Here is a 24,095-nt window from a genome sequence, read left to right as displayed (position 1 = left end):
GAGGCCTTTATAGAGGCGGGACATTGGGACAATAGTCAGCGGTAGTTGTTCTGTCTGTGGCGAAGTAGGACAATTGCCGGCTTCACGTCACCATCAGCGACCTTGAATGGCCTTCCTTGCACTCGGTATCAACCACAAGACTGCTTCAGTAGACGTCCGCGAGCGCGTGGCCTTTACCCCTGAGCAGCTGGTGGAGGCCTTGCAGCAGCTCTGCCGCCTCACCGACAGCCGCGAAGCTGCGATCCTCTCCACCTGCAATCGCAGTGAACTCTATATAGAACAGGATCACCTTTCGGCTGACATTGTGTTGCGCTGGCTGGCCGATTATCACCATTTGAGCCTCGAAGAGCTGCGTGCGAGCAGTTATGTGCACGAAGATGATGCGGCAGTTCGTCACATGATGCGGGTTGCTTCCGGGCTTGACTCGCTGGTGTTGGGCGAGCCGCAGATTCTTGGTCAGATGAAGTCGGCCTACGCCGTCGCGCGCGAGGCCGGCACCATCGGTCCATTGCTCGGGCGGTTGTTTCAGGCCACGTTCAACGCGGCCAAGCAGGTGCGCACCGACACCGCCATTGGTGAAAATCCAGTGTCCGTGGCGTTTGCCGCGGTCAGCCTGGCCAAACAGATTTTCAGTGACTTGCAACGCAGCCAGGCCTTGCTGATCGGTGCCGGCGAAACCATCACCCTGGTCGCCCGCCATCTGCACGAGCTGGGGGTAAAACGCATTGTCGTCGCCAACCGCACCCTGGAACGCGCGAGTATTCTGGCCGAGCAGTTTGGCGCCCACGCCGTGCTGCTCTCGGACATCCCGGCTGAGCTGGTGCGCAGCGACATCGTTATCAGCTCCACCGCCAGCCAGTTGCCGATTCTTGGCAAAGGTGCGGTGGAAAGCGCCTTGAAGCTGCGCAAGCACAAGCCGATCTTCATGGTGGACATCGCCGTCCCGCGCGATATCGAGCCGGAAGTCGGCGAACTGGACGACGTTTACCTGTACAGCGTCGACGATCTCCACGAAGTGGTCGCCGAGAACCTCAAGAGTCGTCAGGGCGCAGCCCAGGCGGCGGAAGAAATGGTCTCGGTCGGCGCCGAAGATTTCATGATCCGCCTGCGCGAGCTGGCGGCGGTGGATGTGCTCAAGGCTTATCGCCAACAAAGCGAGCGCATGCGTGACGAAGAATTACAGAAGGCCCTGCGCCTGCTGGCCAACGGCAGCAGCGCCGAAGACGTGCTGGTGCAACTGGCGCGCGGCTTGACCAACAAACTGTTGCACGCGCCCAGTGTGCAATTGAAAAAGCTCTCTGCCGAAGGCCGCCTCGATGCGCTGGCCATGGCCCAGGAACTCTTTGCCCTGAATGAGGGCTCATCGGATAGCTTTTCGGATAAAAAACCGCAATGAAAGCGTCACTGCTCAATAAGCTGGACATCCTCCAGGACCGTTTCGAGGAATTGACCGCCTTGCTTGGCGATGGCGAAGTCATTTCCGACCAGAACAAATTCCGCACCTATTCCAAGGAATACGCGGAAGTCGAGCCGATTGTCGGTACCTATAAACAGTTGCTCAAAGTGCAAGGTGACCTTGAAGGCGCTCAGGCACTGCTCAAGGACAGCGACCCGGACATGCGCGAAATGGCCGTGGAAGAAGTCCGCGAAGCCAAGGAGCAATTGATCGAACTCGAAGCCAGCCTGCAACGCATGCTGTTGCCGAAAGACCCGAACGACGGCCGTAACGTGTTCCTCGAAATTCGTGCCGGTACCGGCGGTGACGAGGCGGCGATTTTCTCAGGCGACCTGTTCCGCATGTATTCGCGTTACGCCGAGCGTCGTGGCTGGCGGGTAGAGATTCTCTCGGAGAACGAAGGCGAACACGGCGGCTATAAAGAAGTCATTGCCCGGGTCGAAGGTGACAACGTCTACGGCAAGCTGAAATTCGAATCCGGCGCGCACCGTGTGCAACGGGTTCCGGCCACTGAGTCCCAGGGCCGCATCCACACCTCGGCCTGCACCGTGGCGGTGTTGCCCGAGCCGGACGAACAAGAAACGATCGAGATCAACCCGGCGGATCTGCGCGTCGATACTTATCGCTCCTCCGGTGCTGGTGGTCAGCACGTCAACAAGACCGACTCGGCGATCCGCATCACGCACTTGCCGTCCGGTATTGTCGTGGAGTGCCAGGAAGAGCGTTCGCAGCACAAAAACCGCGCCCGGGCGATGTCCTGGCTGTCGGCCAAACTTAATGATCAGCAAACCAGCGCTGCGGCGAATGCCATCGCCAGCGAGCGTAAATTGCTGGTCGGTTCCGGTGATCGCTCGGAGCGGATCCGTACCTACAACTTTGCCCAGGGCCGGGTCACCGACCACCGGGTTAACCTGACGCTGTATTCGCTCGACGAAATTCTCGCCGGTGGGGTCGATGCGGTAATCGAGCCGTTGCTGGCCGAGTACCAGGCGGATCAATTGGCGGCGATAGGTGAGTAAATGACGATCATTGCCAGTTTGTTGCGCGCCGCCGATTTGCCCGACTCGCCCACCGCGCGTCTGGATGCCGAGTTGTTGCTGGCTGCTGCGTTGGGCAAGCCCCGCAGCTTTTTGCACACCTGGCCGGAGCGCATTGTTCCCAGTGAAGCGGCGCTGACGTTTGCCAGTTACTTGCAGCGTCGTCGTGGTGGCGAGCCGGTGGCTTACATTCTGGGGCAGCAAGGCTTCTGGAAACTGGACCTTGAAGTGGCTCCGCACACACTGATCCCGCGCCCGGACACCGAACTGCTGGTGGAAGCTGCGCTTGAGTTGTTGCCGGCCACACCCGCCAAGGTCCTCGACCTCGGCACCGGCAGCGGTGCCATCGCCCTGGCCCTGGCCAGTGAGCGCCCGGCGTGGAAGCTCACGGCGGTGGATCGCGTGCTTGAAGCCGTGGCACTGGCCGAGCGTAACCGCCAGCGCCTGCACCTCAATAACGCCACGGTGCTGAGCAGCCATTGGTTCAGCGCCCTGTCAGGTCAGCGTTTTCAACTGATTATCAGCAACCCGCCTTACATCCCTTCCTCCGACCCGCATCTGGTGGAAGGCGACGTGCGCTTCGAGCCGGCCAGTGCTCTGGTGGCCGGTGTCGACGGACTCGACGATCTGCGCTTGATCGTCGCCCAGGCGCCGGATTATCTGGAAGCGGGCGGTTGGCTGATGCTCGAACACGGCTATGATCAAGCCAGCGTCGTCCGCGATTTACTGCTGACCCGCGGCTTTGAAAACGTCCATAGCCGTACCGATCTGGGTGGACACGAACGTATCAGCCTGGGGCGCCTGCCGTGCTGAATGATCAGGAATTGTTGCGCTACAGTCGGCAGATTCTGTTGCAACACGTCGACATCGACGGCCAGTTGCGTTTGAAAGAAAGCCGCGTGTTGATCGTCGGCCTCGGTGGTCTTGGTTCACCGGTTGCGCTTTACCTGGCCGCTGCTGGCGTGGGTGAGCTGCACCTTGCCGACTTCGACACGGTCGACCTGACCAACCTGCAGCGTCAGATCGTTCACGACACCGATAGCGTCGGCCTGAGCAAGGTTGACTCGGCGATCAAACGCCTGAGCGCGATCAATCCCGAGATAAAACTGATCGCCCATCGCACCGCCCTGGACGAGGATTCCTTGGCCGCAGCCGTGGCTGCGGTGGATCTGGTGCTTGATTGTTCCGATAACTTCTCCACCCGCGAAGCAGTCAATGCTGCCTGTGTCGCCGCCCGCAAACCACTGGTCAGTGGCGCGGCGATTCGCCTCGAAGGGCAATTGTCGGTGTTCGACCCGCGCCGTCCTGACAGTCCGTGTTACCACTGTTTATACGGGCATGGCAGCGAAGCCGAACTGACGTGCAGCGAAGCCGGTGTTGTCGGGCCGTTGGTGGGATTGGTGGGGAGCCTTCAGGCACTGGAAGCCATGAAACTGCTGGTCGGTTTCGGCGAGCCACTGGTGGGGCGTCTGTTGTTGATCGATGCGCTGGGCTCGCGCTTTCGCGAATTGCGGGTCAAGCGTGATCCGGGCTGCAGTGTTTGTGGTTCGACACATGCGTGAAGCGCCGATTGGCGTGTTCGATTCCGGCGTCGGTGGGCTCTCGGTGCTGGCCGAGATCCAGCGTTTGTTGCCCAACGAGTCACTGCTGTACGTCGCCGATTGCGGGAATGTTCCTTACGGCGAGAAAACCCCGGAATTCATCCGCCAGCGCTGTAGTGTCATGGCCGATTTTTTCCATCAGCAGGGTGCGAAGGCCTTGGTGCTGGCGTGCAATACCGCGACCGTCGCGGGCGTTGCCGACCTGCGGCGCGATTATCCCCAGTGGCCCATCGTCGGCATGGAGCCTGCGGTCAAACCCGCCGCCGCCGCGACCCGCAGCGGTGTGGTGGGTGTGCTCGCCACCACGGGCACCTTGCAGAGTGCCAAGTTCGCCGCCTTGCTCGACCGTTTCGCCACCGATGTGCGCGTCATCACTCAGCCATGTCCCGGCCTGGTGGAACTGATTGAAAACGGCGATTTGCACAGTCCGGCCCTGCGCCAGTTGCTGGCAAGGTACGTTGAACCGCTACTGGGCGCCGGATGCGACACCCTGATTCTGGGTTGTACGCATTATCCCTTCCTAAAGCCTTTACTTAAGCAGATGATCCCCGACGACATCAGCCTGATCGACACGGGGGCTGCTGTCGCGCGGCAACTTCAGCGTCTGTTGGCTGAGCGTGAATTGCTCGCCGATGGACCTGTTCGTGCCGCTCGGTTCTGGACGAGTGCCGATCCCGTTCATTTCAGAAATATCTTGCCGATACTGTGGAATACGTCGGGTGTTGTGAGAAGCTTCGAGGGGTAAGTAACGAGTTGGGGGCGAAAGAGCAATTGGCATGAACTTTTGATCAAGCGTCGACTTCTATAGCGTTGAGCAACAGAAAACCATACGAAATCGTTTGGAAAAGGAAGTTTCTAGTGAAGCGACTATTCTGCTTGGCCGCGATTGCGGCCGCTTTAATGGGGCAAAGTTTCACCGCACAGGCCGCAGGCGTGGAGTTCGGGGTCGGCCAGACCACCGATTCAACCATGACCTATCGACTGGGCATGCAATTCGATTGGGACAAGAGCTGGTGGCAAAGTGACGTGGGGCGTCTGACGGGTAACTGGAGCGGTGCCTATACCTATTGGGACGGGGACAAGACTTCCAGCAACAACAGCCTGTCGTTCTCGCCGGTGTTTGTTTACGAGTTTGCCGGTCAGTCCATCAAACCATATGTCGAGGCGGGTATTGGTGTGGCGTTTTTCGCCCATACCGAAATTGAAAACAACGATATTGGCCAGTCCTTCCAGTTCGAAGACCGTTTCGGTTTCGGTGCGCGTTTTGCCGGCGGTCATGAAGTCGGGATTCGTGCGACGCACTATTCCAATGGCGGTATGGCCAATCACAACGATGGTGTAGAAAGTTACGCGCTGCACTACACCATGCCGTTGTAATGTCAAAAGCATCGCGGGCAAGCCACGCTCCCACAGGTTAGGCATTCTCCTGTGGGAGCGTGGCTTGCCCGCGATGGCGTCGGATCGAGCGATACACTTCCAGGTTACCGATACGCGGTGCTGATCCCCTGGCGTTCTTCGATGCACTCCGGTGCGCCCATCTCGAATTCCCGGCAGATCAGCGGACGTTTTTCGTAGATCGTGCACATCATGCTGTTGCGATCCAGTGCAGCGCACCAGCCGTCGTCCAGACGCAGCATGACTTCACCGCCCCAATCATCGGTATCGATAAAACGTTCGGGTACGCCCGTGTCGGTGATCAGCATCACTTCGAGCTGACAGCAGCACGCCGCGCAGGTCGAGCACGTGACGGCCGGCTCGGCGATTTGCGTGTGGGGAATGGTTTTCATGGCGCTCAGTGTAAGGCAGTGGACCGGTGCTGTGTGAAAGGCCTGACGGACGCTCAGTGTCGGGTATCTGAGGCGAACCGTTGGGCCATGAAGTGAAGCGCGGGAAACAGCTGCCGATGAGGGCGATGTTTACAGCAGATCCTGGATCGGCGGGTTGCTGCGCACCATGCGTTTGCCGATGGCCAGTTGCACCGCGTTGGGCAATTTCGACAGCGGCCAAAGCGCCGCCATGAACAGGCCCGGAAAAGCGATCTCCAATGGCCGGTTCTTGAGTTTGGCGAAAAGGTGCCGGGCGGCTTTACCTACCGGACAACTGAGCGGTATCGGGAAGTCGTTCTTTGCCGTCAGCGATGTCTGGCCAAACCCAGGGCTGACCATGGTGACTTCGATGCCTTCCGGCGCCAGGTCCATGCGTAGCGATTCGAACAGGTAACGCAGCCCGACTTTCGACGCGCCATAGGCTTCCGCTCGCGGCAGCGGCAAGTACGTCACGGGGCTGGCGACGCCCACCATGTGTGGCGCGGTGCCTTTGCGCAACAGGGGTATCGCGGCCTCGATGCAATAGGCGCTGGCGAGCAAATTGGTGCGCACCACGTGCTCGACAATCGACGAATCAAATTGCTGGACGTCGACATACTCGCAGGTGCCGGCATTGAGAATCACCGTGTCCAGCGAGCCCCAGTCTTGCGCAATTTGCTCGCCGATTTCACGCACCCGCTGGCTGTTGGTCAGGTCTCCAGGCAGGACCAGCACTTGTCCGGGATAGCGCTGGGACAAGACTTTCAGCACCGCTACCGAGCGTGAACTGACGGCCACATGAGCGCCGCTTTTCAGTATTTCTTCGGCCAGCGAGGCGCCGATACCGCTGCTGGCGCCGGTCAACCAGTAGCGCCGTGGGGGGGGGCGACTCATCCCATTCTCCTGTTCAGCCAGGCAATCGCCCGACCCAATATGGGTACATGTTCGTAATTCAGCGCCCCGGCATCGAAGTAATCCCGGTGGCGATAAACCTTGTCGTGCTGGCAGTTTTTTGAACGCGGCCAGCGCTCGTTGTCGAGACGTGCTCAGATTGACGATCGGCGACGGATAGTCCGCCACACCGAACAAGCCGCCGAGGTTGGCCGGGTTGTGCACGTCCTTTTTGTTGAGCCCGGCCAGTTCTGGCAGCCAGTGCTTGATGAACACGCCTTCGGCGTCGAATTTCTCCGACTGGCTCAACGGGTTGAAAATCCGGAACCAGGGCGCCGAATCGGTTCCGGTGGACGAGCTCCACTGCCAACCACCGTTGTTTGCCGCCAGATCGCCGTCGATCAAATGCCGCATGAAAAAGCGCTCGCCTTCTCGCCAGTCGATCAACAGGTTCTTGGTCAGGAACATCGCCACGACCATGCGCAGCCGATTGTGCATCCAGCCGGTTCCAAGCAGTTGGCGCATGGCCGCGTCGATGATCGGCAGGCCGGTGCGGGCTTCTTGCCAGGCCAGCAGTTCTTCCGGTGCATCGCGCCAAGCCAGGGCCTCGGTTTCCGGGCGGAAGGCACGATGGCGGGAGACCCGTGGGTAACCCACCAGAATATGTTTGTAGAACTCGCGCCACAGCAGCTCGTTGATCCAGCTGATGGCGCCCACCTTGCCGCTTTCGAACTCGCCCTGATTGCTTTGCAGGGCCGCGTGCAAACACTGGCGGGATGAAATCACCCCGGCGGTGAGATAGGCCGAGAGCTGGCTGGTGCCGGGGTTGGCCGGGAAGTCGCGTTCGTCTTTGTAGTAGTCGATCTGGGCGTCGGCGAAGGTGTCGAGACGGCGTCGGGCTTCGGTCTCACCGGCGGGCCAGAGTTTGCGCAAGCTGTCGCTGGGTGTGGCGAAACCTTCAACGCTTGATGGAATGGCGTCGCTGCTGATCGCCAATGGCGCCTGGACGGCAGGGGCGCAGACCCGCTCTGGCATTGACCTGTGCAGACGGTCGTAACAGACCTTGCGAAACTGGCTGAAGACCTGAAAGTAAGTGCCGGTCTTGGTTAGCACGGTGCCCGGTTTGAATAGCAGTTGATCGAGGTAGCTATGGAAATTGATGCCATTGGCCTTCAACACTTGAGCCACCGCCGTATCACGACGGCTTTCGTGAATGCCGTATTCCTCGTTGACGTGTACGGCGTCGATCTTCAACTGCTGACACAGGTCTAGCAGCACTGTCGGCGCTTCGTCCCAACGTGATGCCTTGCGGATCAACAAGGGGATGTTCAGTTCGCCCAACGCGCGGCTCAATTCGCTCAGGTTGCGCAGCCAGAAATCTACCTTGCACGGTGCATCATCGTGCTCCAGCCACTGCTCCGGGCTCAGCAGATACACCGCCACCGCCTGACCGCGCGCTGCGCCAGCCGAGAGGGCGGTGTTGTCGTGTAGGCGCAAATCGCTGCGCAGCCAGATCAATTGCATGGTGCTGTCCGAACGATTCATTAAATTAGCCCGCGCTGAACAAGTTCCTTATGCGCCGATAACAGGTCTTCGGCGAAGGACAAATCAGGGATCCCGGTCGTTCTTGCGGACAAATCGGCGTGATGGATACGTACCGTGGGTCCGGAAATCATTTTTGGGCAACTGACACCATTCAAAAGTTTTGGCAGCTGCGAAAGGTTTATGGCTTTGCTGGAATACAGCAGCACGCCGCGGGCTTGCAGGTGATCGACCGCCAGCGCGAGTTCGCCAGCGGGCAAGGGCCAGTCGAACACCTCTACCGGGCAATCGGCGCTGCTGATCAGCCAGGCTGTGAGCCACAGGTGAGGTTCCAGTGGCACATCCGAGTGATTGATCAACAACAGTGGCGCAGCGCGTAACTGACGGTTGTTATGGTAGATGCGTGCGCCGAATTTGCTGCGTAACCAGGAATAAAAGAACGCCCGCTCCATCTGCGCGCCAAACTGGCCCTGCCAACGCTGTTCCAGTTCCGCCAGCAACGGCAGCAACAGGCGTTCGCACAAGGTTCGCGGTGGATACAGCGCCATGGCTTGATTGACGGTGTCGTCGAGGGCGCGTTCGTTCAGGTGTGACACCGCGTGCAGCAGCGTCTGGCGCAGCACCTGCCAGTCGTTTTCGACGGGCTCGGTAAACGCCTGCGGGGTGTCCAGCAGTTGCTTGACCTGACTGACGGCCACGCCGCGGTTAAGCCAGGTGAGGATCTTCAGGATGCGTTGAACGTGTTCGACCGAGAACAGCCGATGGCCCTTGGGTGTGCGTTGCGGAACGATCAGGCCATAGCGCCGTTCCCAGGCACGCAACGTCACGGCGTTGACGCCGGTCTGGCGCGCCACTTCACGGATGGGCAGCCAGCCTTCGTCCAAGACCTTTTTAAAATCATCGCCAAGGTCTTCGCTGGCGCTGATGTCGATTAGGGTTTTCATTAGATCGCGTTTCGCAGACTGAGATTTTCCGGATGCGGTTGCAGGTAAACCTGTCGCGCGATGTAAGTATCCGGGTGCTGGCGGAAGTGGTGCTTGAGCAGGGTCAATGGAACCACCAATGGCACGATGCCTTGGCGGTATTGGCCGATGACGTGCTGCACTTCCTGCTTGTCGTCAGGGCTGATGACCTGCTTGAGGTAGCCGCTGATGTGTTGCAGGACGTTGGTGTGGGTACGCCGTGTGGCGCACATTTTCAATGCCGCCATCAATTCACTGAAGTAACGCCGGCCCAACTCGTCGGGGGTGGTCTGGCTCATGTTGCCCAGTAAATTCCCCAGGGTTTTGTATTGCACCGGGTTATGCGCCATCAGCAGGTATTTGTAGCGAGAATGGAATTCGGTGAGGCCGCGGCGGGTCAGGCCCTTTTTCAGCAATTGCTGCCAGGCGCTGTAAGCGAACACGCGGGTGAGGAAATTTTCCCGCAGCACCGGGTCGTTGAGCCGGCCGTCTTCTTCTACCGGCAGGTCAGGGTGCCGTGCGCAGAAAGCCTGGGCATAGACGCCTCGACCACCGCCCTCCACCGATGCACCGTTGGCGTGATAGACCTTTACCCGTTCCAAGCCGCAGGATGGGGATTTCTGCATGAAGATGTAGCCGCAGATGTCGCTCAACTGACTGGCCATTGTCTGGCCGTACTCGGTGAGCGGATGGGTGACATTCAGCTCGGCGTGAACGCTGCCCACGGCTTCGGGATGTTGCGGGTCGCCTATCAGGCGGATCGGCTCACGGGGGGTACCGAGGCCGATGGCGACTTCCGGGCATACCGCGATGAAATCGAAATAGTCAGTGAGGGTGTGACTGCACAGGCGTGATTCCTTGTGCCCGCCGTTGTAGCGAACTTGGGCCCCCATCAAGCAGGCGCTGATAGCGATTTTCGGTTTCGCGGGGGCGTGGGTCATCAGAGCACCTCGAATCTAAACCTGTACAGAGTGGTGGTTCTGTACAGCATGACTTCATCATAGATTCAAAGGTGTACAAGTCAAACTTTCTGTATAAGTTTTGTGATTGGCAATGAAGACCCTGTGGGAGCGAGCCTGCTCGCGAAGAACGATGACGGGGAGGATATGACGGATCGCGGCGCTTGCTTCGCGAGCAGGCTCGCTCCCACAGGATCTACTTCCAGCCAAGCACCGCGCCTTCCTCATCACGGAACAACACGGTCACCAGAAGGTGTTTTTAGCGGTTTTGCGGAGGGGCTGCTGTCCACTTCGACAGCAGCAATTGACGCGGATTGATTCGGTTCACTGCATGTGTTCATGCAAGCGGCGAGCAGCCTCCTGACCACTGAGCCAGGCGCCTTCGACACGTCCGGACAGGCACCAGTCGCCGCACACATACAGGCCCAGGTCGGCATCGGCGAGCGCGCCCCATTCATGGCTGTTGGCGGGGCGGGCATAGAGCCAGCGATGGGCAAGGCTGAAGGTCGGGGCGGGCATGGAGTCGTGCAACAGTTCGGCGAATGCGCCGTGCAGTTGCTCGATCACGGCCTCCTTGGACAGATCGATATGTTGCCGGCTCCAGGCGCTGGTCGCGTGCAACACCCAGGTGTCCAGGGTGTTGTCGCGTCCCGGTTTGCTGCGGTTGCGGGCCAGCCAGTCGAGGGGGCTGTCCTGCACGAAACAGCCTTCCATCGGCGTCTCCAGCGGTGTTTCGAATGCCAGGGCGACGGCCCAGGTCGGGTCCATTTTTACCCCGGCGGCAACCCCGGCCAGCTTCGATGCGGCCGCCAGCAGCGCGGTGGCTTGAGGGGCGGGTGTGGCGATCACCACATGACTGAACGGACCGTGGGTAAAGCCTTCGGCGTCCTGCAAATGCCAGTGTTCTTCGCCGCGATAGACCTCGGTGATCCGGCATGCGAACTGTACTTCCAGATCGTCGAGCAGGCCGCGGGTGATAGCGCTCATGTGTGGCGTACCGACCCAGCGCGTCTGTTCGTCCGGCGACAGGCTGAGTTGGCCGCCGTGGTAGGTGTAGAGCTGCGGCGTCCACTCGGCGGCCCAGCCGTTGGCTTGCCAACGCTGGACTTCGGTGACGAAGCGGCGGTCACGGGCTGTGAAATATTGCGCGCCCAAGTCCAGAGCACCCGCATCGCTGCGCTTGCTCGACATGCGTCCGCCACTGCCGCGGCTTTTATCAAAAAGCTGGACGACATGCCCTGTGTCAGTCAGGGCTTGAGCGGCTGAGAGCCCGGCGATGCCGGTGCCGATGATTGCGATAGGTACAGTCATAGGGGCCTCGTTTACCTTTCTGTACAGACTACGCCGTGGGTCAAACCTGTACAATATTGTTTTTTGGTATAACTTTTAGCGTTCTCGATCTGACAGCTTGGCCTATTGTTAAACACAGAGCCTGCCCGATACCAAAGATCCCTGCTTATAAAAATAGACTAGTGATCAGAGTTAAACGCCACGCGAGGAAGAAGTCATGCACATATTGCTGACAGGCGGTACTGGTTTGATAGGACGTCAGCTCTGCCGGCACTGGTTGAGTCAGGGACATCGTGTGACCGTCTGGAGTCGCAAGCCTGAAAAAGTCGCAAAAATATGCGGCACGCAAGTGCGTGGGGTTGCCCGGCTGGAGGACCTTGATCAGGCACCGCTGGACGCCATTATCAATCTGGCAGGCGCACCGATTGCCGACCGGCCCTGGACTCACAAGCGCAAAGCGTTGCTCTGGAGTAGCCGCATCACCCTGACAGAAACGCTGCTGGCCTGGCTCGAAAAACGCGAGCAAAAACCTTCGCTGTTGATTTCCGGTTCGGCGTTGGGCTGGTATGGCGATGGGGGGGAGCGTGAGTTGACCGAGGCTTCACCCCCCGTCATCGATGATTTCGCCAGCCAGTTGTGCATCGCCTGGGAAGAAACCGCCCAGCGTGCCGAGGCCTTGGGAATTCGGGTTGTGCTGATTCGTACCGGCTTGGTTCTGTCGGCCGAGGGCGGCTTTTTGTCGCGGTTGTTGCTGCCGTTCAAACTGGGGCTGGGCGGGCCGATCGGCAATGGTCGGCAGTGGATGCCGTGGATCCATATCAACGACCAAATCGCCCTGATTGATTTTCTTCTGCATCAGAAAGACGTCAGCGGTCCTTATAATGCGTGCGCCCCCAAACCGGTGCGCAATCGCGAGTTTGCCAAGACACTGGGCAGCGTGCTGCACCGCCCGGTGTTCATGCCGATGCCGGCCCTGGCCTTGAAAGTAGCTCTGGGCGAGTTGTCATTGTTGTTGCTGGGTGGCCAGAAGGCCCAGCCGGTCCGCTTGCTGGAAGCGGGTTTCACTTTCCAGTTTACTGATTTGCGCGCGGCCCTGGACGATCTGTCCAGCCGCCTCTGAAATAGGACGTTGCATGACCGATCACGCGTTGCTTCTGGTTAACCTGGGTTCACCTGCCTCCACGTCGGTGGCGGATGTACGCAGCTACCTCAATCAATTTCTGATGGACCCGTATGTGATCGACCTGCCATGGCCGGTGCGGCGCTTGCTGGTGTCGCTGATCCTGATCAAACGCCCGGAACAGTCAGCCCACGCCTACGCGTCGATCTGGTGGGAGGAGGGCTCGCCCCTGGTGGTGCTCAGCCGTCGTCTGCAACAGGCTATGACGGTGCAGTGGCCCCACGGTCCGGTGGAGCTGGCGATGCGATACGGTGAGCCGTCGATCGAATCGAAACTGGTGCAGCTGGCCGCCCAGGGCCACAAAAGAATCACCCTTGCGCCGCTTTATCCACAGTTCGCCGACAGCACCACCACGACAGTAATCGAAGAAGCCAAGCGAGTGCTGCGCGAAAAAGGACTCGACCTGCAGCTGTCGATTCTCCAGCCGTTCTACGATCAGCCGGAATACCTCGACGCCTTGGTCGCCAGCGCGAAGCCTTATTTGCAGCAGGATTACGATCACTTGTTGCTGAGCTTCCACGGATTGCCGGAGCGGCACCTGAAGAAGCTCAATCCCGGCCACAGTTTCGAAGGCGGCGGTGACTGTTGCGCCGGTGCTCCGCCGGAAGTGGTCGCGACCTGCTATCGCGGCCAGTGCCTGCGTACGGCGGCAGCGTTTGCCAAACGCATGGGCTTGTCGGACGGCAAGTGGTCGGTGTCGTTTCAGTCGCGTCTGGGCCGAGCCAAGTGGATCGAACCTTACACCGAAGCGCGGCTCGATGAGTTGGCCAAAAGCGGCGTGAAGAAGATTCTGGTGATGTGCCCGGCATTCGTTGCCGATTGCATCGAGACACTTGAAGAGATTGGTGATCGTGGGCTGGAGCAGTTCCGCAAAGCGGGGGGGGAGGAGTTGGTGCTGGTGCCGTGCCTCAACGATGACCCGCAGTGGGCGCGGGCGTTGAGTGCATTGTGCGAAAGAGCGCCATTGACCCTTTAAAAGCTTCGCGGGCAAGCCTCGCTCCTACAAGGTCAGCGCAAAACCTGTAGGAGCGAGGCTTGCCCGCGAAGGTATTCTTGAGCCTGCTTACAACAACGGCTCATTCGCCTTCTTGTGCTTCCAGCTGTCATTGCCCGGCAGCAACAGGTTCAGCGCAATCGCCACCACTGCGCACAGTGCGATGCCTTTGAGGCCGAAGTCATCCTGACCCGTCCCGGTGCCGACCAGCATACCGCCAATCCCGAACACCAGGGTCACCGACACAATCACCAGATTGCGCGCTTCGGCCAAATCGATCTTGTGGCGAATCAGCGTGTTCATGCCAACCGCCGCAATCGAACCGAACAACAAGCAGAGAATCCCGCCCATCACTGGCACCGGAATGCTTTGCAGCAGTGCGCCGAACTTGCCGATGAACGCCAGGCTGATGGCGAAAATCGCCGCCCAGGTCATGATTTTCGGGTTGTAGTTCTTGGTCAGCATCACCGCGCCGGTCACTTCGGCGTACGTGGTGTTGGGTGGGCCGCCAAACAGGCCTGCTGCGGTGGTGGCAATACCATCGCCGAGGAGCGTGCGGTGCAGGCCGGGTTTCTTCAGGTAATCGCGACCGGTCACGCTACCGACGGCAATCACGCCGCCGATGTGTTCGATGGCCGGGGCCAACGCAACCGGTACGATGAACAGAATCGCCTGCCAGTTGAACTCGGGAGCGGTGAAGTTCGGAATTGCAAACCACGGCGCGGCCGCAATCTTCGCGGTATCGACGACGCCGAAGTAGAAGGCCATGGCAAAACCGACCAGTACGCCGGAGATGATCGGCACCAGACGGAAAATGCCTTTGCCAAACACCGCGACGATCAGGGTGGTCAGCAGCGCGGGCATCGAGATGAGCATTGCCGTCTGGTAATGAATCAACTCAGTGCCGTCGCCGGCCTTGCCCATTGCCATGTTGGCAGCAATCGGCGCCATGGCCAGTCCAATGGAGATGATCACCGGGCCAATCACCACCGGTGGCAGCAGGCGGTCAATAAAACCGGTGCCTTTGATTTTCACGGCCAGGCCGAGGAAGGTGTAGACGAAGCCTGCCGCCATCACGCCGCCCATGGTCGCCGCGAGGCCGAACTGGCCCTTGGCAAGGATGATCGGGGTGATGAAGGCAAAGCTCGACGCCAGGAACACCGGCACCTGACGTCCGGTGACGATCTGAAACAAAATCGTCCCCAAGCCTGCGGTGAACAGCGCCACGTTCGGGTCGAGGCCGGTAATCAGGGGCATCAACACCAACGCGCCGAAGGCCACGAACAGCATCTGTGCACCCGACAGCACCGTGCGCCAGAGCGGATCGTTGAACTCCTGCTGCATGCTCAAGCGTCCTTCTGCTTGGTGCCGAAAATCTTGTCACCGGCATCGCCCAGGCCCGGGATGATGTAACCGTGTTCGTTCAGTTTTTCGTCAATGGAGGCGGTGTAGATGGTCACGTCCGGGTGAGCCTTCTCCACAGCGGCGATGCCTTCGGGCGCTGCCACCAGCACCATGGCGCGGATCTCGCGGCAACCGGCCTTTTTCAGCAGGTCGATGGTGGCGACCATGGAATTGCCGGTGGCGAGCATCGGGTCGATGATCATCGCCAGGCGCTCGTCGATTTCCGGGACCAGTTTTTCCAGGTAGGTGTGGGCTTGCAGGGTCTCTTCGTTTCGGGCCACGCCCACGGCGCTGACTTTGGCGCCCGGGATCAGGCTCAGCACGCCTTCGAGCATGCCGATACCAGCGCGCAAAATCGGTACTACAGTAATTTTCTTGCCGGCGATTTTCTCGACCGACACCGTGCCGCACCAGCCTTCGATGTCGTAGGTCTCCAGTGGCAGGTCTTTGGTGGCTTCATAGGTCAGCAGGGCGCCGACTTCCTGAGCGAGCTCACGAAAATTCTTGGTGCTGATGTCTGCACGGCGCATAAGGCCAAGTTTATGACGGATCAGCGGGTGGCGGATCTCGAGGATGGGCATGGGAAAGGCTCCGGCGGCGGGCAAAAAAACCGGCCTAGATTAATCTATCCGAGGGTGTTGTCCTATAGACATACAGTACGTTAGTCCACAAACGCTTGATCTGGCCGTGTGGGATGCGTACCTTTGCCCGCTTTTCCCGAACAGCCACCCCCTGGAGAGCGCCATGTCCGCTGATCTCGAGCATATCCGTCAAATCATGCGAGAGGCTGACTGCCTGTACACCGAAGCTGAAGTCGAGGCGGCCATCGCCCGCGTCGGTGCGCAAATCAACGATCAACTGGCGGATTCCAACCCGGTGGTGTTCTGCGTGATGAACGGCGGCCTGATTTTTTCCGGCAAGTTGTTGCCGCACCTGCACTTTCCGCTGGAGGCGTCCTACTTGCACGCCACCCGTTATCGCAACGAAACCAGCGGCGGCGACCTGTTCTGGAAAGCCAAGCCGGAAGTGTCGTTCATCGACCGTGACGTGCTGATCATCGACGACATCCTCGACGAAGGTCACACCCTGGGCGCAATCATCGATTTCTGCAAACACGCCGGCGCGCGCAAAGTGCACACCGCCGTGCTGATCGACAAAGACCACGACCGTAAGGCTCGCCCGGACCTGAAAGCCGATTTCGTCGGCCTGCCGTGCATCGATCGTTACATCTTCGGTTACGGCATGGACTACAAAGGCTACTGGCGTAACGCTAACGGGATCTTTGCTGTTAAAGGAATGTAATCAATGGCCACGCCGCGCTTTCTGGATCAAACGCTGTTCACTGAATTGGCCGAGAAAGCAGCGGCTAATCCTCGTGGACGACAGCATCACAACTTTCATCAGATGGAAGACGCTTGCCATCGCATGGCGGTGGGTTTGCAGCCGAGCACCTATATCCCGCCTCACCGGCACTTGGGCGAAAACAAGGCTGAAACCTTGCTGGTCCTGAAGGGGCGCCTTGGCGTGCTGATCTTCGACGAGGCCGGCGGGGTGGTTAAAAAGCAAATCCTGCAAGCCGGTGGCGATTGTGTCGGCGTGGACCTGCCCACTGGTGTTTTCCACGGATTGGTGGTGCTGGAAGCCGACAGCCTGATGTTCGAGTGCAAGGCCGGTCCGTATCGCCCGGTGGGAGAAGGCGAACTGGCGGATTGGGCGCCTCGTGAAGGCGAGCCAGGTGTCGCCGAGTATCAGGCGTGGATGCACTCACAATTTGACTGATCCCACTTCCTGTAGGAGCGAGCCTGCTCGCGAAAGCATTGGCACATTCGACATCAATGTGTCAGTGAAATCGCCTTCGTCGGAACGCCGCCCGGAGCCGGCTCGCTCCCACAAGGGATGTGTTCACCGATCTACGTCCGTTAGCTCATGATAAAGTGCCCGGCCCCGCCCCCCGGAGCCCGTCATGAGCCTTTTGATTCGCAGCTTTGCCGCCTTGTTGTTGACCCTCAGCCTGCCACTGGCGGCCGCCCCGGCACCGATGCACGCACAGTTTCTGCCACCCGATGACCTGACCCTGCGCGACGCAGAGCCCGAGCAGCAACAACTCTTGCAGGTCACCGAGTATTCGGTGGTGGTGGGTAGCCAGCGCCAGTCCAATCAACAGCCGATTCCCGTCACGTCACCGTTGCTGATCCGCCTCAAGGGCAAATCCTTGAACAAGGGCGCGACCATCAACCAGGTGCTGGTCAACTTCGATGGCGAAAGCAAAAGCCTGAAAAAGCCGGTCTACGATGACAAAAGTAAAACCCTGACGCTGTTTTATCCGATGGCGCAGTACCGGGTGGTGATCGACTTGTTGCGCAATGACACGGTGTATTGCCAGTTCCTCAGCTATGCCAATGGCCATGTCTGGGCTGATTTGCACACCGGGGCCACTCGCATGCGTTGAGCCCGGCGCCAAGGGAGGGGTAAACTGCCCGCCCCGTGAAATGTCTGCGAGCTGGAGTCGGCAATGCGTAAAGATAAGAAGCAAGTGATTGGTGACGAGATCGCCGACAAGCAGATCAAGTTGTTCCTCGATTTCGAGCCAGTCGACGCCACTTCGCCGTCGCTGCACAAATTGATCAAGGCCTACCGTGGTCTGCGCATCGATGACTTTGAGCGTTTCCTGACGTTCTTCGTCGAGGCAGGTCTGGACCTCAATGGCCAAGATGAGCATGGCAATGACTTCGTCGCCCTGATCAAGGATCAGCGCAATGCGGCCGAGTACATCGAATTGATCGCCAAGGCCCGCGGTTAACCTCAGGCAGACGGGTTGTTGCCCTGACCTGTTTGGTGTTGGTGCTGGCCCCTTCGCGAGCAGGCTCGCTCCCACATTTGATTTGTGTGCGCCGATCCACTGTGGGAGCGAGCCTGCTCGCGAAGAGGCTGGCACAAATGCTGAAGATCTTGAATCATCCATTTTGCCGGCCATAAAAAAACGCCCCGCTCTCAGTGAGAACGGGGCGTTTTTTATGGGGCCGAATCAAGCGTAGCTTTCGGTCTCGTTACTGGCTTCAACCAGTTCCAGTGCGATGTTGTTGTGCGCATTGATCTTGCGATACAGCGCAGCATCGGTTTCGAGCACTTTTTCGCGAGCCGGGAAGATCTCTGCCAGTTTGGCAGCCCACTCACCGGAAGCCTTGCCCGGGAAGCATTTTTCGATCAGCTCAAGCATGATCGAAACGGTCACCGAAGCACCAGGGGAGGCGCCGAGCAGGGCAGCAAGGGAACCGTCCTTGGCCGCGACCAGTTCGGTACCGAATTGCAGGACGCCGCCCTTTTTCGGGTCTTTCTTGATGATCTGCACCCGTTGGCCGGCCACTTCCAGGCGCCAGTCTTCGGCTTTCGCTTCCGGGTAGAAACGACGCAGGGATTCCAGACGCTGTTCCATCGATTGCATCACTTCGCTGACCAGGTACTTGGTCAGGTCCATGTTGTTTTTCGCCACGGCCAGCATCGGGCCGATGTTGCCGGCGCGAACCGACATCGGCAGGTCCATGAAGGAGCCGTGCTTGAGGAACTTGGTGGTGAAACCGGCGTAAGGTCCGAACAGCAGGGACTTCTTGCCATCGACCACGCGGGTGTCCAGGTGCGGAACGGACATCGGTGGCGAACCCACGGCGGCCTGGCTGTACACCTTGGCCTGGTGGTGTTTGACCACTTCCGGGTTGTCGCAACGCAGCCATTGGCCACTGATCGGGAAACCGCCGAAGCCTTTGCTTTCTTCGATGCCCGAAGCCTGCAACAGCGGCAATGCCGCGCCGCCAGCGCCGAGGAAGACGAATTTCGCGTCGACGTCACGGGTGTTGCCGCTGTTGACGTCCTTGATGCTGACGGTCCAGCCGCCGTTGTTACGCTTCAGGCCGGTCACGCGCTTGCAGTACTTGACCTGCGCGTCGGGCGCGCTGGTCAGGTGCTTGAGCAATTGATTGGTCAGGGCGCCGAAGTTGACGTCTGTGCCATTCATCACGCGGGTAGCCGCGACGACTTCGTCGGCCGGACGGCCTGGCATCATCAGCGGCATCCAGTCGGCCATTTTGGCCTTGTCTTCGGTGTATTCCATGTCCGCGAAGGCGTGGTGCTTGCTCAGCAACTTGAAGCGTTCCTTGAGGAAGGAAACGCCACTGTCACCTTGCACGAAGCTCAGGTGCGGCACCGGGCTGATGAATGTCTTGCACGAGCCGAACGTGCCTTTCTTGGTCAGGTAGGACCAGAACTGCTTCGACACCTCGAATTGGGTATTGATGTGTACGGCTTTCTTGATGTCGACGGTGCCATCGGCAGCCTGTGGCGTGTAGTTGAGCTCACACAGCCCGGCGTGACCGGTGCCGGCGTTGTTCCACGGGTTGGAACTCTCCGCGGCACCGGAATCCATCAGCTCGACGACTTCCAGCTTGATCGCGGGGTCGAGCTCTTTGAGCAATACCGCAAGGGTGGCACTCATGATGCCGGCCCCAACCAGTACTACGTCGACTGCTTCGTTATGCGCCATTTAACGCGTCTCCAAAATCTGCAGCACCAAATTGACGGCATGGCTGCCAGGAGTGACGGGGCGTGTCAGTGATGCCCCAGATACCCATGGCGAGTATTGCCATGTCCGAATCTTCGCAATTTTTTGCAACTTCGACGGACGCTACCGGCCGGGTCAATGAGGGTTATGAACTCATTTCAACGCGCGACTGGCAATTCGACTTATGGTCGATACATCCGTTTGTGCAACCAAATCCGTAGCGGACAGGCTTCAGGCTCCGGTATACGAGGAGTGCCCGGTCCTGTGTCGTTGGGCTGTTTCAGACGCTAATGGTGCATGTTCAGACGCAAAACTATTCATTTGCTCGCCACACTCTTGTGAAGTTGTGAAAACCCGTTTTTTTCACGCTCTTTTGAAGACGTGAACCTCAAAAAAGGGCTGTCCCTGCCTGGCACCGTGCCCGCAAGCATTACCGTCATGGGATACATGACCGGCAAAACGGGCAGACAGCTCAGTGACCGAGCGTAATGACAGCTCTGCAGATTCGCGAAAAGCGGGTTTTTGCTCAAGGAACAGCAAGCGCGCCAGCTTCACTCGATCTGTGTGGGCGGCTCTCTGTGGGCGGTGCGGGGTGTCAATACCGAGGCATTAACGATGCTGCGAGGCCCGATCAGGAGACGTCCTTATAATCGGGGGGAGATTGTATCTAAGAAACGCAGGGAAATGGACGTGTTTAATGACTTTTATTAGGCATCTGGTCAGGTGGTCAACAGATGTTGCACCCGTGCACGTGGCTGGCGCGTGCTAACGCGTGCGCTTGGGGGGAGAGGTTGGTGCAACCCGTTCAGACGGATTTCTTCGATTTCCACCCGGCTTTCTCCCATTGGCTGGAGGCTGCACTGCTTGAACTGCAGGCAATGGCCATTGCCGTCGAGCAGGGCAGAGCAGCGGTGCAGGGGGGTACAGGAATTTACTTCAAGGCTTGTAGGGTGCTAGTTACCCGTCGTGACGCACCGCTATACTGCGGGCCTGTTTGTACCTGATTCTGGAGAGATACGCATGTTGCAACGTCTGTTGTTCGGTTTGATCACTGTGACCAGTTTGACCCTCGTTGGCTGCGCCCACAGCCCGCAACAACTGAACCCTGAGCCCAAGCTGACAACGCAGCTGGCGCCAGTCGGCCATGGTCAGCCGGTGGTGGTGCGTGTGGTGGACGGTCGTCCGTCGCCAACATTGGGCACCCGTGGCGGCTTGTATCCGGAAACCAGCGCGATCACCGTGCAGGGCTCGCAGATTCTGCCGAAGTTGCAGGCTCAGGCCGAGGCGGCCGTGCGCTTGCTGGGCTTTACCCCGACGCCCAATGCGCCGAATGCACCGCAACTCACCGTGACCTTGGCCGAGCTGAAGTACCAGTCGCCTAAAGAAGGCATGTATGTGACAGAAGCGACCATCAGCGCAACGTTCCGCTCCGACGTGCAGAACGCCAATCGTCGTTACAGCGGTCGTTACGGTGCATCGTTGGACCAGCGTTTCGGCATGGCACCGAACCAGGAAACCAACACCAAGCTGGTCAGTGACGTGTTGAGTGATGCGCTGACGCGCCTGTTCAAGGACCCGACGGTGGGTCAGGTTCTCGGCGAATAAGTATTCATCGGATTCAAAAAAGCCCGGTGCCAGCAATGGCCCCGGGCTTTTTAATGTTTGCAATACATCGTTGGCCTGTAGGAGCCGAGCTTGCTCGCGATGGCGTACTGTCAGTCGACGTCAATATTGAATGTGATGCCGCCATCGCGAGCAAGCTCGACTCCTACAGGTTGGGGTGATGTCAGGCTGCTTCTGAGTAAAAATCCAGCACACTCACCCCGGTCAGCAAATCCGTCTCCGGCAAATCCGCATGTTGATGCCCGCCCAGCGCGCAATACACCAGCCAGTGGCGGTCCTGAACGTTGAAGGCAAGGCTGCCGATCAACGTTTGCTGTTCTTCACTTTGGGCGATGAGGTAGAGGCGATCCTGATTTTCAGCGTGCAGCATGACGGTCTCCGTGTCCGTTTTCGTGTGGCGGGAGACTGACGGATTTAGATGACGAAGTTATGACTCAGGGCAGGAGTCTGCCAATTAGTGAGCTCTTTGTCGTAAAACAGATGCGGGAGGTGAGGCTTTCGGTAGAATCCGCGCCGCATTCGTCGGTTCGGCGTCTGCTACACCTGTTTTGTTTGAGGTCCGTGATGTCGCTGCATTTGATGACGCTGTTTACCGCCCATCCCGCCAAACTGGTCAATCTGCTGGCCTTGCTGCTTGCCTTTCCGGGCTGTTGGCTGCTGCACGCCACTCGTCGCCGCGAACAACGCGCCATGGCCAATATTGTGGCTCAGCGTCAGAGCCAACCCAACGTAGAGCCGACCCTCGATTGGGCGACGTTGCGCATGAACCGCTTTTTCTATCGCTTCGGTTTCGCCTGCCTCGGGCTGGCGTTGCTGGTGTCGTGGATTAGCACGCGGGTCTGAACCTCCGACACAGAACCTGTGGTGAGGGGGCTTTTGTGGTGAGGGGGCTTGCCCCCGTTGGGCTGCGAAGCGGCCCTCATCCGTGATGGCTAATATCTTTTACGTCTGCTGCGCAGCCGAACGGGGGCAAGCCCCCTCGCCACAAGGGCGCCGTTTTCGTATCCAGCCAAAAATCCTACAGCGGCAAGCCGGCCTTCACACGGTACTGATTGCGCACCGGCGTCGCATATTGCAGCACCAGGAACGGACGATGTTCTTCGGGGCAGGCCTCCAGACGTTTGTTCCATTCTTCCTGCGCCTTGGCCAGTTCATCGGCCGCAAATACTTCAGCAGCCTTCGGTACCTGCAATTGCGGGTCGGCGTCTTTCCATTGGGCGTAGGCCAGGTAGTGCACCGGGAACAAGCGGTAGCCACCGAGGATTTGCTTGTCCATCTCGACCGCCAATTGCTTGGTGTCTTCAAACAGCTCGGTGATCGGCGCGGCGAAGTTCACGTGGACCCGGCCCTTGTAGCCAGTGATGCCCTTGGCGATGCTCACATCATCCTCGCCCGGCACTTTGCTGTAGCTGCCGGTGGTGGCGCGGATGAACAACTCGCGCGCCTTGGCCTGATCGCACGGGTCGTATTCATAGCTGATCGACACCGGGGTGAGGTTCAGCGACTGAATGACTTCGCCGAACGGCTCGTCCTTGCGACTCATGTGGAACATCTTGAGGATCGCCGATTCGGTGCGGTCGTCGCCGTCTTTCGCCCGGCCTTCGGCCTGGGCGATCCAGATCGAGGCGCAATCGTTGCGGATCGAGTGGTTGATGTAGGCCGACAGCAGTTGATACGCCGCCATCTTCTCGCGGCGACCGGTGATCGAACGGTGCACGATGAAGCTCTTGTTCAGGCGCATCAGGTCGCTGACGAAGGGCTTTTGCAGCAGGTTGTCGCCGATCGCGATGCGCGGTGTCGGCAGGCCAGCGTGGTACACGGCGTAGTTGACGAAGGCCGGGTCCATCACGATGTCGCGGTGGTTGGCGATGAACAGGTAGGCGCTGCCAGACTTGAACTGCTCGACGCCGGTATACGTGACGCCGTCTGTTGCGCGTTCGATGGTGTGGTCGACGTACATCTCGACCTTGTCCTGCAACGTGGCCACCGAATGAACACCGGCGAACTCGCGGCGCAGCCGATGAGCTATAAGAGGTTTAAGCATCCAGCCGAAAGCACCGGCAAAACGCGGGAAGCGGAAGTGGGTGAGGATATCTAGAAACGCCTTGTCGCCGAGCAACCTGTCCAGTACCGCTGGGACTTCGCTGTCGTCGTAAGGTCGGATGGCATCGAATTCGCCCATCATGCTCTCTTGTTAGAAACGGCTAGGGTAAGTAAAGGTTTTGATCAAAACCGACAGGGCACGGTCTGAAAAAATAGCCAGACAAAAATAGCCCTGCAAATAGACCGGCGATTATACGCACAAGTCACCCGGGAGACCGCGATGCTGGAAACCGAGCGCTACGAATGTCCGTATTGTGGTGAGGAAGCAGAGGCCGTGTTGGATCTGTCCGGCGGAGATCAGACCTACATCGAAGATTGTCCGGTGTGTTGTCGGCCAATAACGTTTGTCCTGCAGACCGACGGTCAGGAATGGTTGCTCGAAGTGTTCAGCGAAAACGAGTGAAAAAGGGGCGTCCCGATGCTGCGAATCTACGAGCCGGAAAATCTCATGGAAGGCGAGTTGCTGCAAAGCATGTTGGCCAGCGAAGGCATTGAGGCGCATTTGGTGGGGCGCCATTTGCTCGGCGGCACTGGCGAACTGCCGGTTTTCGGCCTGTTGGGCTTGTCGGTGGATAACGACCAGGCGGAATACGCCCGCTCGCTCATCACCGCGTACAATGCCGCGCTGCCGCTGTCCGGCGATGAACCGGAGAGCTTTCCCGGCACGCTGGTCTGTTAGGCTGGCGTTCGTTTGAT

The 24,095-nt window shown here is 59.1% G+C and carries 27 protein-coding genes and 3 pseudogenes; 16 read left to right on the top strand and 14 right to left on the bottom strand.

Features of this window, described 5'->3' with window-relative positions:
* The first annotated feature begins 106 nt into the window (after positions 1 to 106).
* The 6 genes from hemA to ACWGZX_RS09470 all read left to right on the top strand — a co-directional run bounded on the left by hemA (position 107) and on the right by ACWGZX_RS09470 (position 5,471).
* Entirely contained in the window at positions 107 to 1,396 is a 1,290-nt protein-coding gene (gene hemA / locus ACWGZX_RS09495; RefSeq protein ID WP_223515434.1) for a glutamyl-tRNA reductase, read from the top strand.
* Positions 1,393 to 2,475, top strand: a complete 1,083-nt coding sequence (gene prfA / locus ACWGZX_RS09490) for a peptide chain release factor 1 (RefSeq protein ID WP_223515431.1) — start codon at positions 1,393 to 1,395, stop codon at positions 2,473 to 2,475. The genes hemA and prfA overlap by 4 nt, the downstream gene beginning before the upstream one ends.
* A complete protein-coding gene (gene prmC, locus ACWGZX_RS09485) occupies positions 2,476 to 3,306 on the top strand; it encodes a peptide chain release factor N(5)-glutamine methyltransferase (RefSeq protein WP_452628143.1) in 831 nt (276 codons plus the stop codon).
* Entirely contained in the window at positions 3,300 to 4,055 is a 756-nt protein-coding gene (locus ACWGZX_RS09480) for a molybdopterin-synthase adenylyltransferase MoeB (RefSeq protein WP_452628142.1), read from the top strand. The genes prmC and ACWGZX_RS09480 overlap by 7 nt, the downstream gene beginning before the upstream one ends.
* Positions 4,048 to 4,839 carry a glutamate racemase gene (murI, locus tag ACWGZX_RS09475; protein WP_452628141.1) on the top strand — a complete coding sequence of 264 codons (792 nt, stop codon included), beginning with the start codon at positions 4,048 to 4,050 and terminating at the stop codon, positions 4,837 to 4,839. The genes ACWGZX_RS09480 and murI overlap by 8 nt, the downstream gene beginning before the upstream one ends.
* A 113-nt stretch (positions 4,840 to 4,952) precedes the next feature.
* Positions 4,953 to 5,471, top strand: a complete 519-nt coding sequence (locus tag ACWGZX_RS09470; protein WP_452628140.1) for an acyloxyacyl hydrolase — start codon at positions 4,953 to 4,955, stop codon at positions 5,469 to 5,471.
* Between the two features lie 104 nt (positions 5,472 to 5,575).
* On the opposite strand, the gene ACWGZX_RS09465 is transcribed toward ACWGZX_RS09470, so the two are convergent.
* The 8 genes and pseudogenes from ACWGZX_RS09465 to ACWGZX_RS09430 form a co-directional block, all read right to left on the bottom strand.
* On the bottom strand, positions 5,576 to 5,881 hold the full coding sequence (locus ACWGZX_RS09465) for a YkgJ family cysteine cluster protein (RefSeq protein WP_007942663.1): 306 nt from the start codon (positions 5,879 to 5,881) through the stop codon (positions 5,576 to 5,578).
* A gap of 129 nt (positions 5,882 to 6,010) precedes the next feature.
* Positions 6,011 to 6,793 (bottom strand): SDR family NAD(P)-dependent oxidoreductase, encoded by a 783-nt coding sequence (locus ACWGZX_RS09460; RefSeq protein ID WP_452628992.1) that lies wholly within the window; start codon positions 6,791 to 6,793, stop codon positions 6,011 to 6,013.
* Positions 6,790 to 6,897 (bottom strand): annotated as a pseudogene (locus tag ACWGZX_RS09455) (nuclear transport factor 2 family protein); the annotation flags it as partial. The pseudogene ACWGZX_RS09455 and the gene ACWGZX_RS09460, both read right to left, overlap by 4 nt.
* A pseudogene (gene phrB, locus ACWGZX_RS09450) lies at positions 6,893 to 8,314 on the bottom strand (deoxyribodipyrimidine photo-lyase); the annotation flags it as partial. The pseudogenes phrB and ACWGZX_RS09455, both read right to left, overlap by 5 nt.
* 20 nt (positions 8,315 to 8,334) lie before the next feature.
* Positions 8,335 to 9,276 carry a MerR family transcriptional regulator gene (locus ACWGZX_RS09445; protein ID WP_452628139.1) on the bottom strand — a complete coding sequence of 314 codons (942 nt, stop codon included), beginning with the start codon at positions 9,274 to 9,276 and terminating at the stop codon, positions 8,335 to 8,337.
* Positions 9,276 to 10,235 (bottom strand): YbgA family protein, encoded by a 960-nt coding sequence (locus tag ACWGZX_RS09440; RefSeq protein WP_452628138.1) that lies wholly within the window; start codon positions 10,233 to 10,235, stop codon positions 9,276 to 9,278. The genes ACWGZX_RS09445 and ACWGZX_RS09440 overlap by 1 nt, the downstream gene beginning before the upstream one ends.
* Before the next feature lie 280 nt (positions 10,236 to 10,515).
* Positions 10,516 to 10,581: pseudogene (locus tag ACWGZX_RS09435) on the bottom strand (TIGR02450 family Trp-rich protein); the annotation flags it as partial.
* Positions 10,578 to 11,564: an NAD(P)/FAD-dependent oxidoreductase gene (locus ACWGZX_RS09430; protein WP_452628137.1), complete on the bottom strand. Its 987-nt coding sequence runs from the start codon at positions 11,562 to 11,564 to the stop codon at positions 10,578 to 10,580. The pseudogene ACWGZX_RS09435 and the gene ACWGZX_RS09430, both read right to left, overlap by 4 nt.
* A 196-nt stretch (positions 11,565 to 11,760) precedes the next feature.
* Here ACWGZX_RS09430 and ACWGZX_RS09425 point away from each other — a divergent pair, with 196 nt between their 5' ends.
* Together ACWGZX_RS09425 and hemH are read left to right on the top strand one after the other, a co-directional pair.
* Entirely contained in the window at positions 11,761 to 12,663 is a 903-nt protein-coding gene (locus tag ACWGZX_RS09425; RefSeq protein WP_452628136.1) for a TIGR01777 family oxidoreductase, read from the top strand.
* A gap of 13 nt (positions 12,664 to 12,676) precedes the next feature.
* Positions 12,677 to 13,699, top strand: a complete 1,023-nt coding sequence (hemH, locus tag ACWGZX_RS09420; RefSeq protein ID WP_452628135.1) for a ferrochelatase — start codon at positions 12,677 to 12,679, stop codon at positions 13,697 to 13,699.
* Positions 13,700 to 13,786: 87 nt separating this feature from the next.
* On the opposite strand, the gene ACWGZX_RS09415 is transcribed toward hemH, so the two are convergent.
* A complete protein-coding gene (locus ACWGZX_RS09415) occupies positions 13,787 to 15,061 on the bottom strand; it encodes a uracil-xanthine permease family protein (protein WP_452628134.1) in 1,275 nt (424 codons plus the stop codon).
* Positions 15,062 to 15,063: 2 nt separating this feature from the next.
* Positions 15,064 to 15,702, bottom strand: a complete 639-nt coding sequence (gene upp / locus ACWGZX_RS09410; protein WP_223515400.1) for a uracil phosphoribosyltransferase — start codon at positions 15,700 to 15,702, stop codon at positions 15,064 to 15,066.
* A gap of 163 nt (positions 15,703 to 15,865) precedes the next feature.
* On the opposite strand from upp, the gene ACWGZX_RS09405 reads away from it, so the two are divergent.
* From ACWGZX_RS09405 to ACWGZX_RS09390, 4 genes are all read left to right on the top strand, one after another.
* Positions 15,866 to 16,423 carry a hypoxanthine-guanine phosphoribosyltransferase gene (locus ACWGZX_RS09405; RefSeq protein ID WP_223515397.1) on the top strand — a complete coding sequence of 186 codons (558 nt, stop codon included), beginning with the start codon at positions 15,866 to 15,868 and terminating at the stop codon, positions 16,421 to 16,423.
* A 3-nt stretch (positions 16,424 to 16,426) separates the two neighbouring features.
* Positions 16,427 to 16,900 carry a WbuC family cupin fold metalloprotein gene (locus ACWGZX_RS09400; RefSeq protein WP_452628133.1) on the top strand — a complete coding sequence of 158 codons (474 nt, stop codon included), beginning with the start codon at positions 16,427 to 16,429 and terminating at the stop codon, positions 16,898 to 16,900.
* 184 nt (positions 16,901 to 17,084) lie between these two features.
* The gene (locus ACWGZX_RS09395; protein WP_452628132.1) at positions 17,085 to 17,570 is read left to right on the top strand and encodes a hypothetical protein; all 486 of its coding nucleotides are present in this window, start codon (positions 17,085 to 17,087) and stop codon (positions 17,568 to 17,570) included.
* Positions 17,571 to 17,633: 63 nt separating this feature from the next.
* A complete protein-coding gene (locus ACWGZX_RS09390) occupies positions 17,634 to 17,921 on the top strand; it encodes a PA4642 family protein (RefSeq protein ID WP_452628131.1) in 288 nt (95 codons plus the stop codon).
* A 225-nt stretch (positions 17,922 to 18,146) separates the two neighbouring features.
* Here ACWGZX_RS09390 and mqo read toward each other — a convergent pair whose 3' ends face one another.
* On the bottom strand, positions 18,147 to 19,655 hold the full coding sequence (gene mqo, locus ACWGZX_RS09385; RefSeq protein WP_223515384.1) for a malate dehydrogenase (quinone): 1,509 nt from the start codon (positions 19,653 to 19,655) through the stop codon (positions 18,147 to 18,149).
* 737 nt (positions 19,656 to 20,392) lie between these two features.
* Positions 20,393 to 20,590, bottom strand: coding sequence for a hypothetical protein (locus ACWGZX_RS09380; protein WP_452628991.1), 198 nt, complete (start codon positions 20,588 to 20,590; stop codon positions 20,393 to 20,395).
* Between the two features lie 103 nt (positions 20,591 to 20,693).
* Between ACWGZX_RS09380 and ACWGZX_RS09375 the strand changes: the two genes are divergently transcribed.
* Positions 20,694 to 21,278 carry a YajG family lipoprotein gene (locus ACWGZX_RS09375; RefSeq protein ID WP_452628130.1) on the top strand — a complete coding sequence of 195 codons (585 nt, stop codon included), beginning with the start codon at positions 20,694 to 20,696 and terminating at the stop codon, positions 21,276 to 21,278.
* Positions 21,279 to 21,459: 181 nt separating this feature from the next.
* Here ACWGZX_RS09375 and ACWGZX_RS09370 read toward each other — a convergent pair whose 3' ends face one another.
* Entirely contained in the window at positions 21,460 to 21,666 is a 207-nt protein-coding gene (locus tag ACWGZX_RS09370; RefSeq protein WP_223515378.1) for a hypothetical protein, read from the bottom strand.
* 194 nt (positions 21,667 to 21,860) lie between these two features.
* Between ACWGZX_RS09370 and ACWGZX_RS09365 the strand changes: the two genes are divergently transcribed.
* Positions 21,861 to 22,139, top strand: coding sequence for a hypothetical protein (locus tag ACWGZX_RS09365; protein ID WP_452628129.1), 279 nt, complete (start codon positions 21,861 to 21,863; stop codon positions 22,137 to 22,139).
* 175 nt (positions 22,140 to 22,314) lie between these two features.
* Here the strand turns inward: ACWGZX_RS09365 and ACWGZX_RS09360 are convergent, their stop codons facing one another.
* On the bottom strand, positions 22,315 to 23,478 hold the full coding sequence (locus ACWGZX_RS09360; protein ID WP_223515372.1) for a 1-acyl-sn-glycerol-3-phosphate acyltransferase: 1,164 nt from the start codon (positions 23,476 to 23,478) through the stop codon (positions 22,315 to 22,317).
* A gap of 141 nt (positions 23,479 to 23,619) precedes the next feature.
* On the opposite strand from ACWGZX_RS09360, the gene ACWGZX_RS09355 reads away from it, so the two are divergent.
* Together ACWGZX_RS09355 and ACWGZX_RS09350 are read left to right on the top strand one after the other, a co-directional pair.
* On the top strand, positions 23,620 to 23,802 hold the full coding sequence (locus ACWGZX_RS09355; RefSeq protein ID WP_452628128.1) for a CPXCG motif-containing cysteine-rich protein: 183 nt from the start codon (positions 23,620 to 23,622) through the stop codon (positions 23,800 to 23,802).
* A 15-nt stretch (positions 23,803 to 23,817) separates the two neighbouring features.
* Positions 23,818 to 24,078: a putative signal transducing protein gene (locus ACWGZX_RS09350; RefSeq protein ID WP_452628127.1), complete on the top strand. Its 261-nt coding sequence runs from the start codon at positions 23,818 to 23,820 to the stop codon at positions 24,076 to 24,078.
* Positions 24,079 to 24,095 lie beyond the last annotated feature (17 nt).

This window comes from Pseudomonas sp. CLCA07 (assembly GCF_053615335.1).
Note: the sequence above shows the minus strand (reverse complement) of the source record. Positions and strands in the feature narration are given on the sequence as shown.

What these genes read in the sequence shown, in the direction of transcription:
- hemA (WP_223515434.1), top strand. Translation starts at nt 107, where the DNA reads ATGGCCTTCCTTGCACTCGGTATCAACCACAAGACTGCTTCAGTAGAC.
- prfA (WP_223515431.1), top strand. Translation starts at nt 1,393, where the DNA reads ATGAAAGCGTCACTGCTCAATAAGCTGGACATCCTCCAGGACCGTTTC.
- prmC (WP_452628143.1), top strand. Translation starts at nt 2,476, where the DNA reads ATGACGATCATTGCCAGTTTGTTGCGCGCCGCCGATTTGCCCGACTCG.
- murI (WP_452628141.1), top strand. Translation starts at nt 4,048, where the DNA reads ATGCGTGAAGCGCCGATTGGCGTGTTCGATTCCGGCGTCGGTGGGCTC.
- ACWGZX_RS09465 (WP_007942663.1), bottom strand. Translation starts at nt 5,881, where the DNA reads ATGAAAACCATTCCCCACACGCAAATCGCCGAGCCGGCCGTCACGTGC.
- ACWGZX_RS09460 (WP_452628992.1), bottom strand. Translation starts at nt 6,793, where the DNA reads ATGAGTCGCCCCCCCCCACGGCGCTACTGGTTGACCGGCGCCAGCAGC.
- ACWGZX_RS09445 (WP_452628139.1), bottom strand. Translation starts at nt 9,276, where the DNA reads ATGAAAACCCTAATCGACATCAGCGCCAGCGAAGACCTTGGCGATGAT.
- ACWGZX_RS09440 (WP_452628138.1), bottom strand. Translation starts at nt 10,235, where the DNA reads ATGACCCACGCCCCCGCGAAACCGAAAATCGCTATCAGCGCCTGCTTG.
- ACWGZX_RS09430 (WP_452628137.1), bottom strand. Translation starts at nt 11,564, where the DNA reads ATGACTGTACCTATCGCAATCATCGGCACCGGCATCGCCGGGCTCTCA.
- ACWGZX_RS09425 (WP_452628136.1), top strand. Translation starts at nt 11,761, where the DNA reads ATGCACATATTGCTGACAGGCGGTACTGGTTTGATAGGACGTCAGCTC.
- hemH (WP_452628135.1), top strand. Translation starts at nt 12,677, where the DNA reads ATGACCGATCACGCGTTGCTTCTGGTTAACCTGGGTTCACCTGCCTCC.
- ACWGZX_RS09415 (WP_452628134.1), bottom strand. Translation starts at nt 15,061, where the DNA reads ATGCAGCAGGAGTTCAACGATCCGCTCTGGCGCACGGTGCTGTCGGGT.
- upp (WP_223515400.1), bottom strand. Translation starts at nt 15,702, where the DNA reads ATGCCCATCCTCGAGATCCGCCACCCGCTGATCCGTCATAAACTTGGC.
- ACWGZX_RS09405 (WP_223515397.1), top strand. Translation starts at nt 15,866, where the DNA reads ATGTCCGCTGATCTCGAGCATATCCGTCAAATCATGCGAGAGGCTGAC.
- ACWGZX_RS09400 (WP_452628133.1), top strand. Translation starts at nt 16,427, where the DNA reads ATGGCCACGCCGCGCTTTCTGGATCAAACGCTGTTCACTGAATTGGCC.
- ACWGZX_RS09395 (WP_452628132.1), top strand. Translation starts at nt 17,085, where the DNA reads ATGAGCCTTTTGATTCGCAGCTTTGCCGCCTTGTTGTTGACCCTCAGC.
- ACWGZX_RS09390 (WP_452628131.1), top strand. Translation starts at nt 17,634, where the DNA reads ATGCGTAAAGATAAGAAGCAAGTGATTGGTGACGAGATCGCCGACAAG.
- mqo (WP_223515384.1), bottom strand. Translation starts at nt 19,655, where the DNA reads ATGGCGCATAACGAAGCAGTCGACGTAGTACTGGTTGGGGCCGGCATC.
- ACWGZX_RS09375 (WP_452628130.1), top strand. Translation starts at nt 20,694, where the DNA reads ATGTTGCAACGTCTGTTGTTCGGTTTGATCACTGTGACCAGTTTGACC.
- ACWGZX_RS09370 (WP_223515378.1), bottom strand. Translation starts at nt 21,666, where the DNA reads ATGCTGCACGCTGAAAATCAGGATCGCCTCTACCTCATCGCCCAAAGT.
- ACWGZX_RS09365 (WP_452628129.1), top strand. Translation starts at nt 21,861, where the DNA reads ATGTCGCTGCATTTGATGACGCTGTTTACCGCCCATCCCGCCAAACTG.
- ACWGZX_RS09360 (WP_223515372.1), bottom strand. Translation starts at nt 23,478, where the DNA reads ATGGGCGAATTCGATGCCATCCGACCTTACGACGACAGCGAAGTCCCA.
- ACWGZX_RS09355 (WP_452628128.1), top strand. Translation starts at nt 23,620, where the DNA reads ATGCTGGAAACCGAGCGCTACGAATGTCCGTATTGTGGTGAGGAAGCA.
- ACWGZX_RS09350 (WP_452628127.1), top strand. Translation starts at nt 23,818, where the DNA reads ATGCTGCGAATCTACGAGCCGGAAAATCTCATGGAAGGCGAGTTGCTG.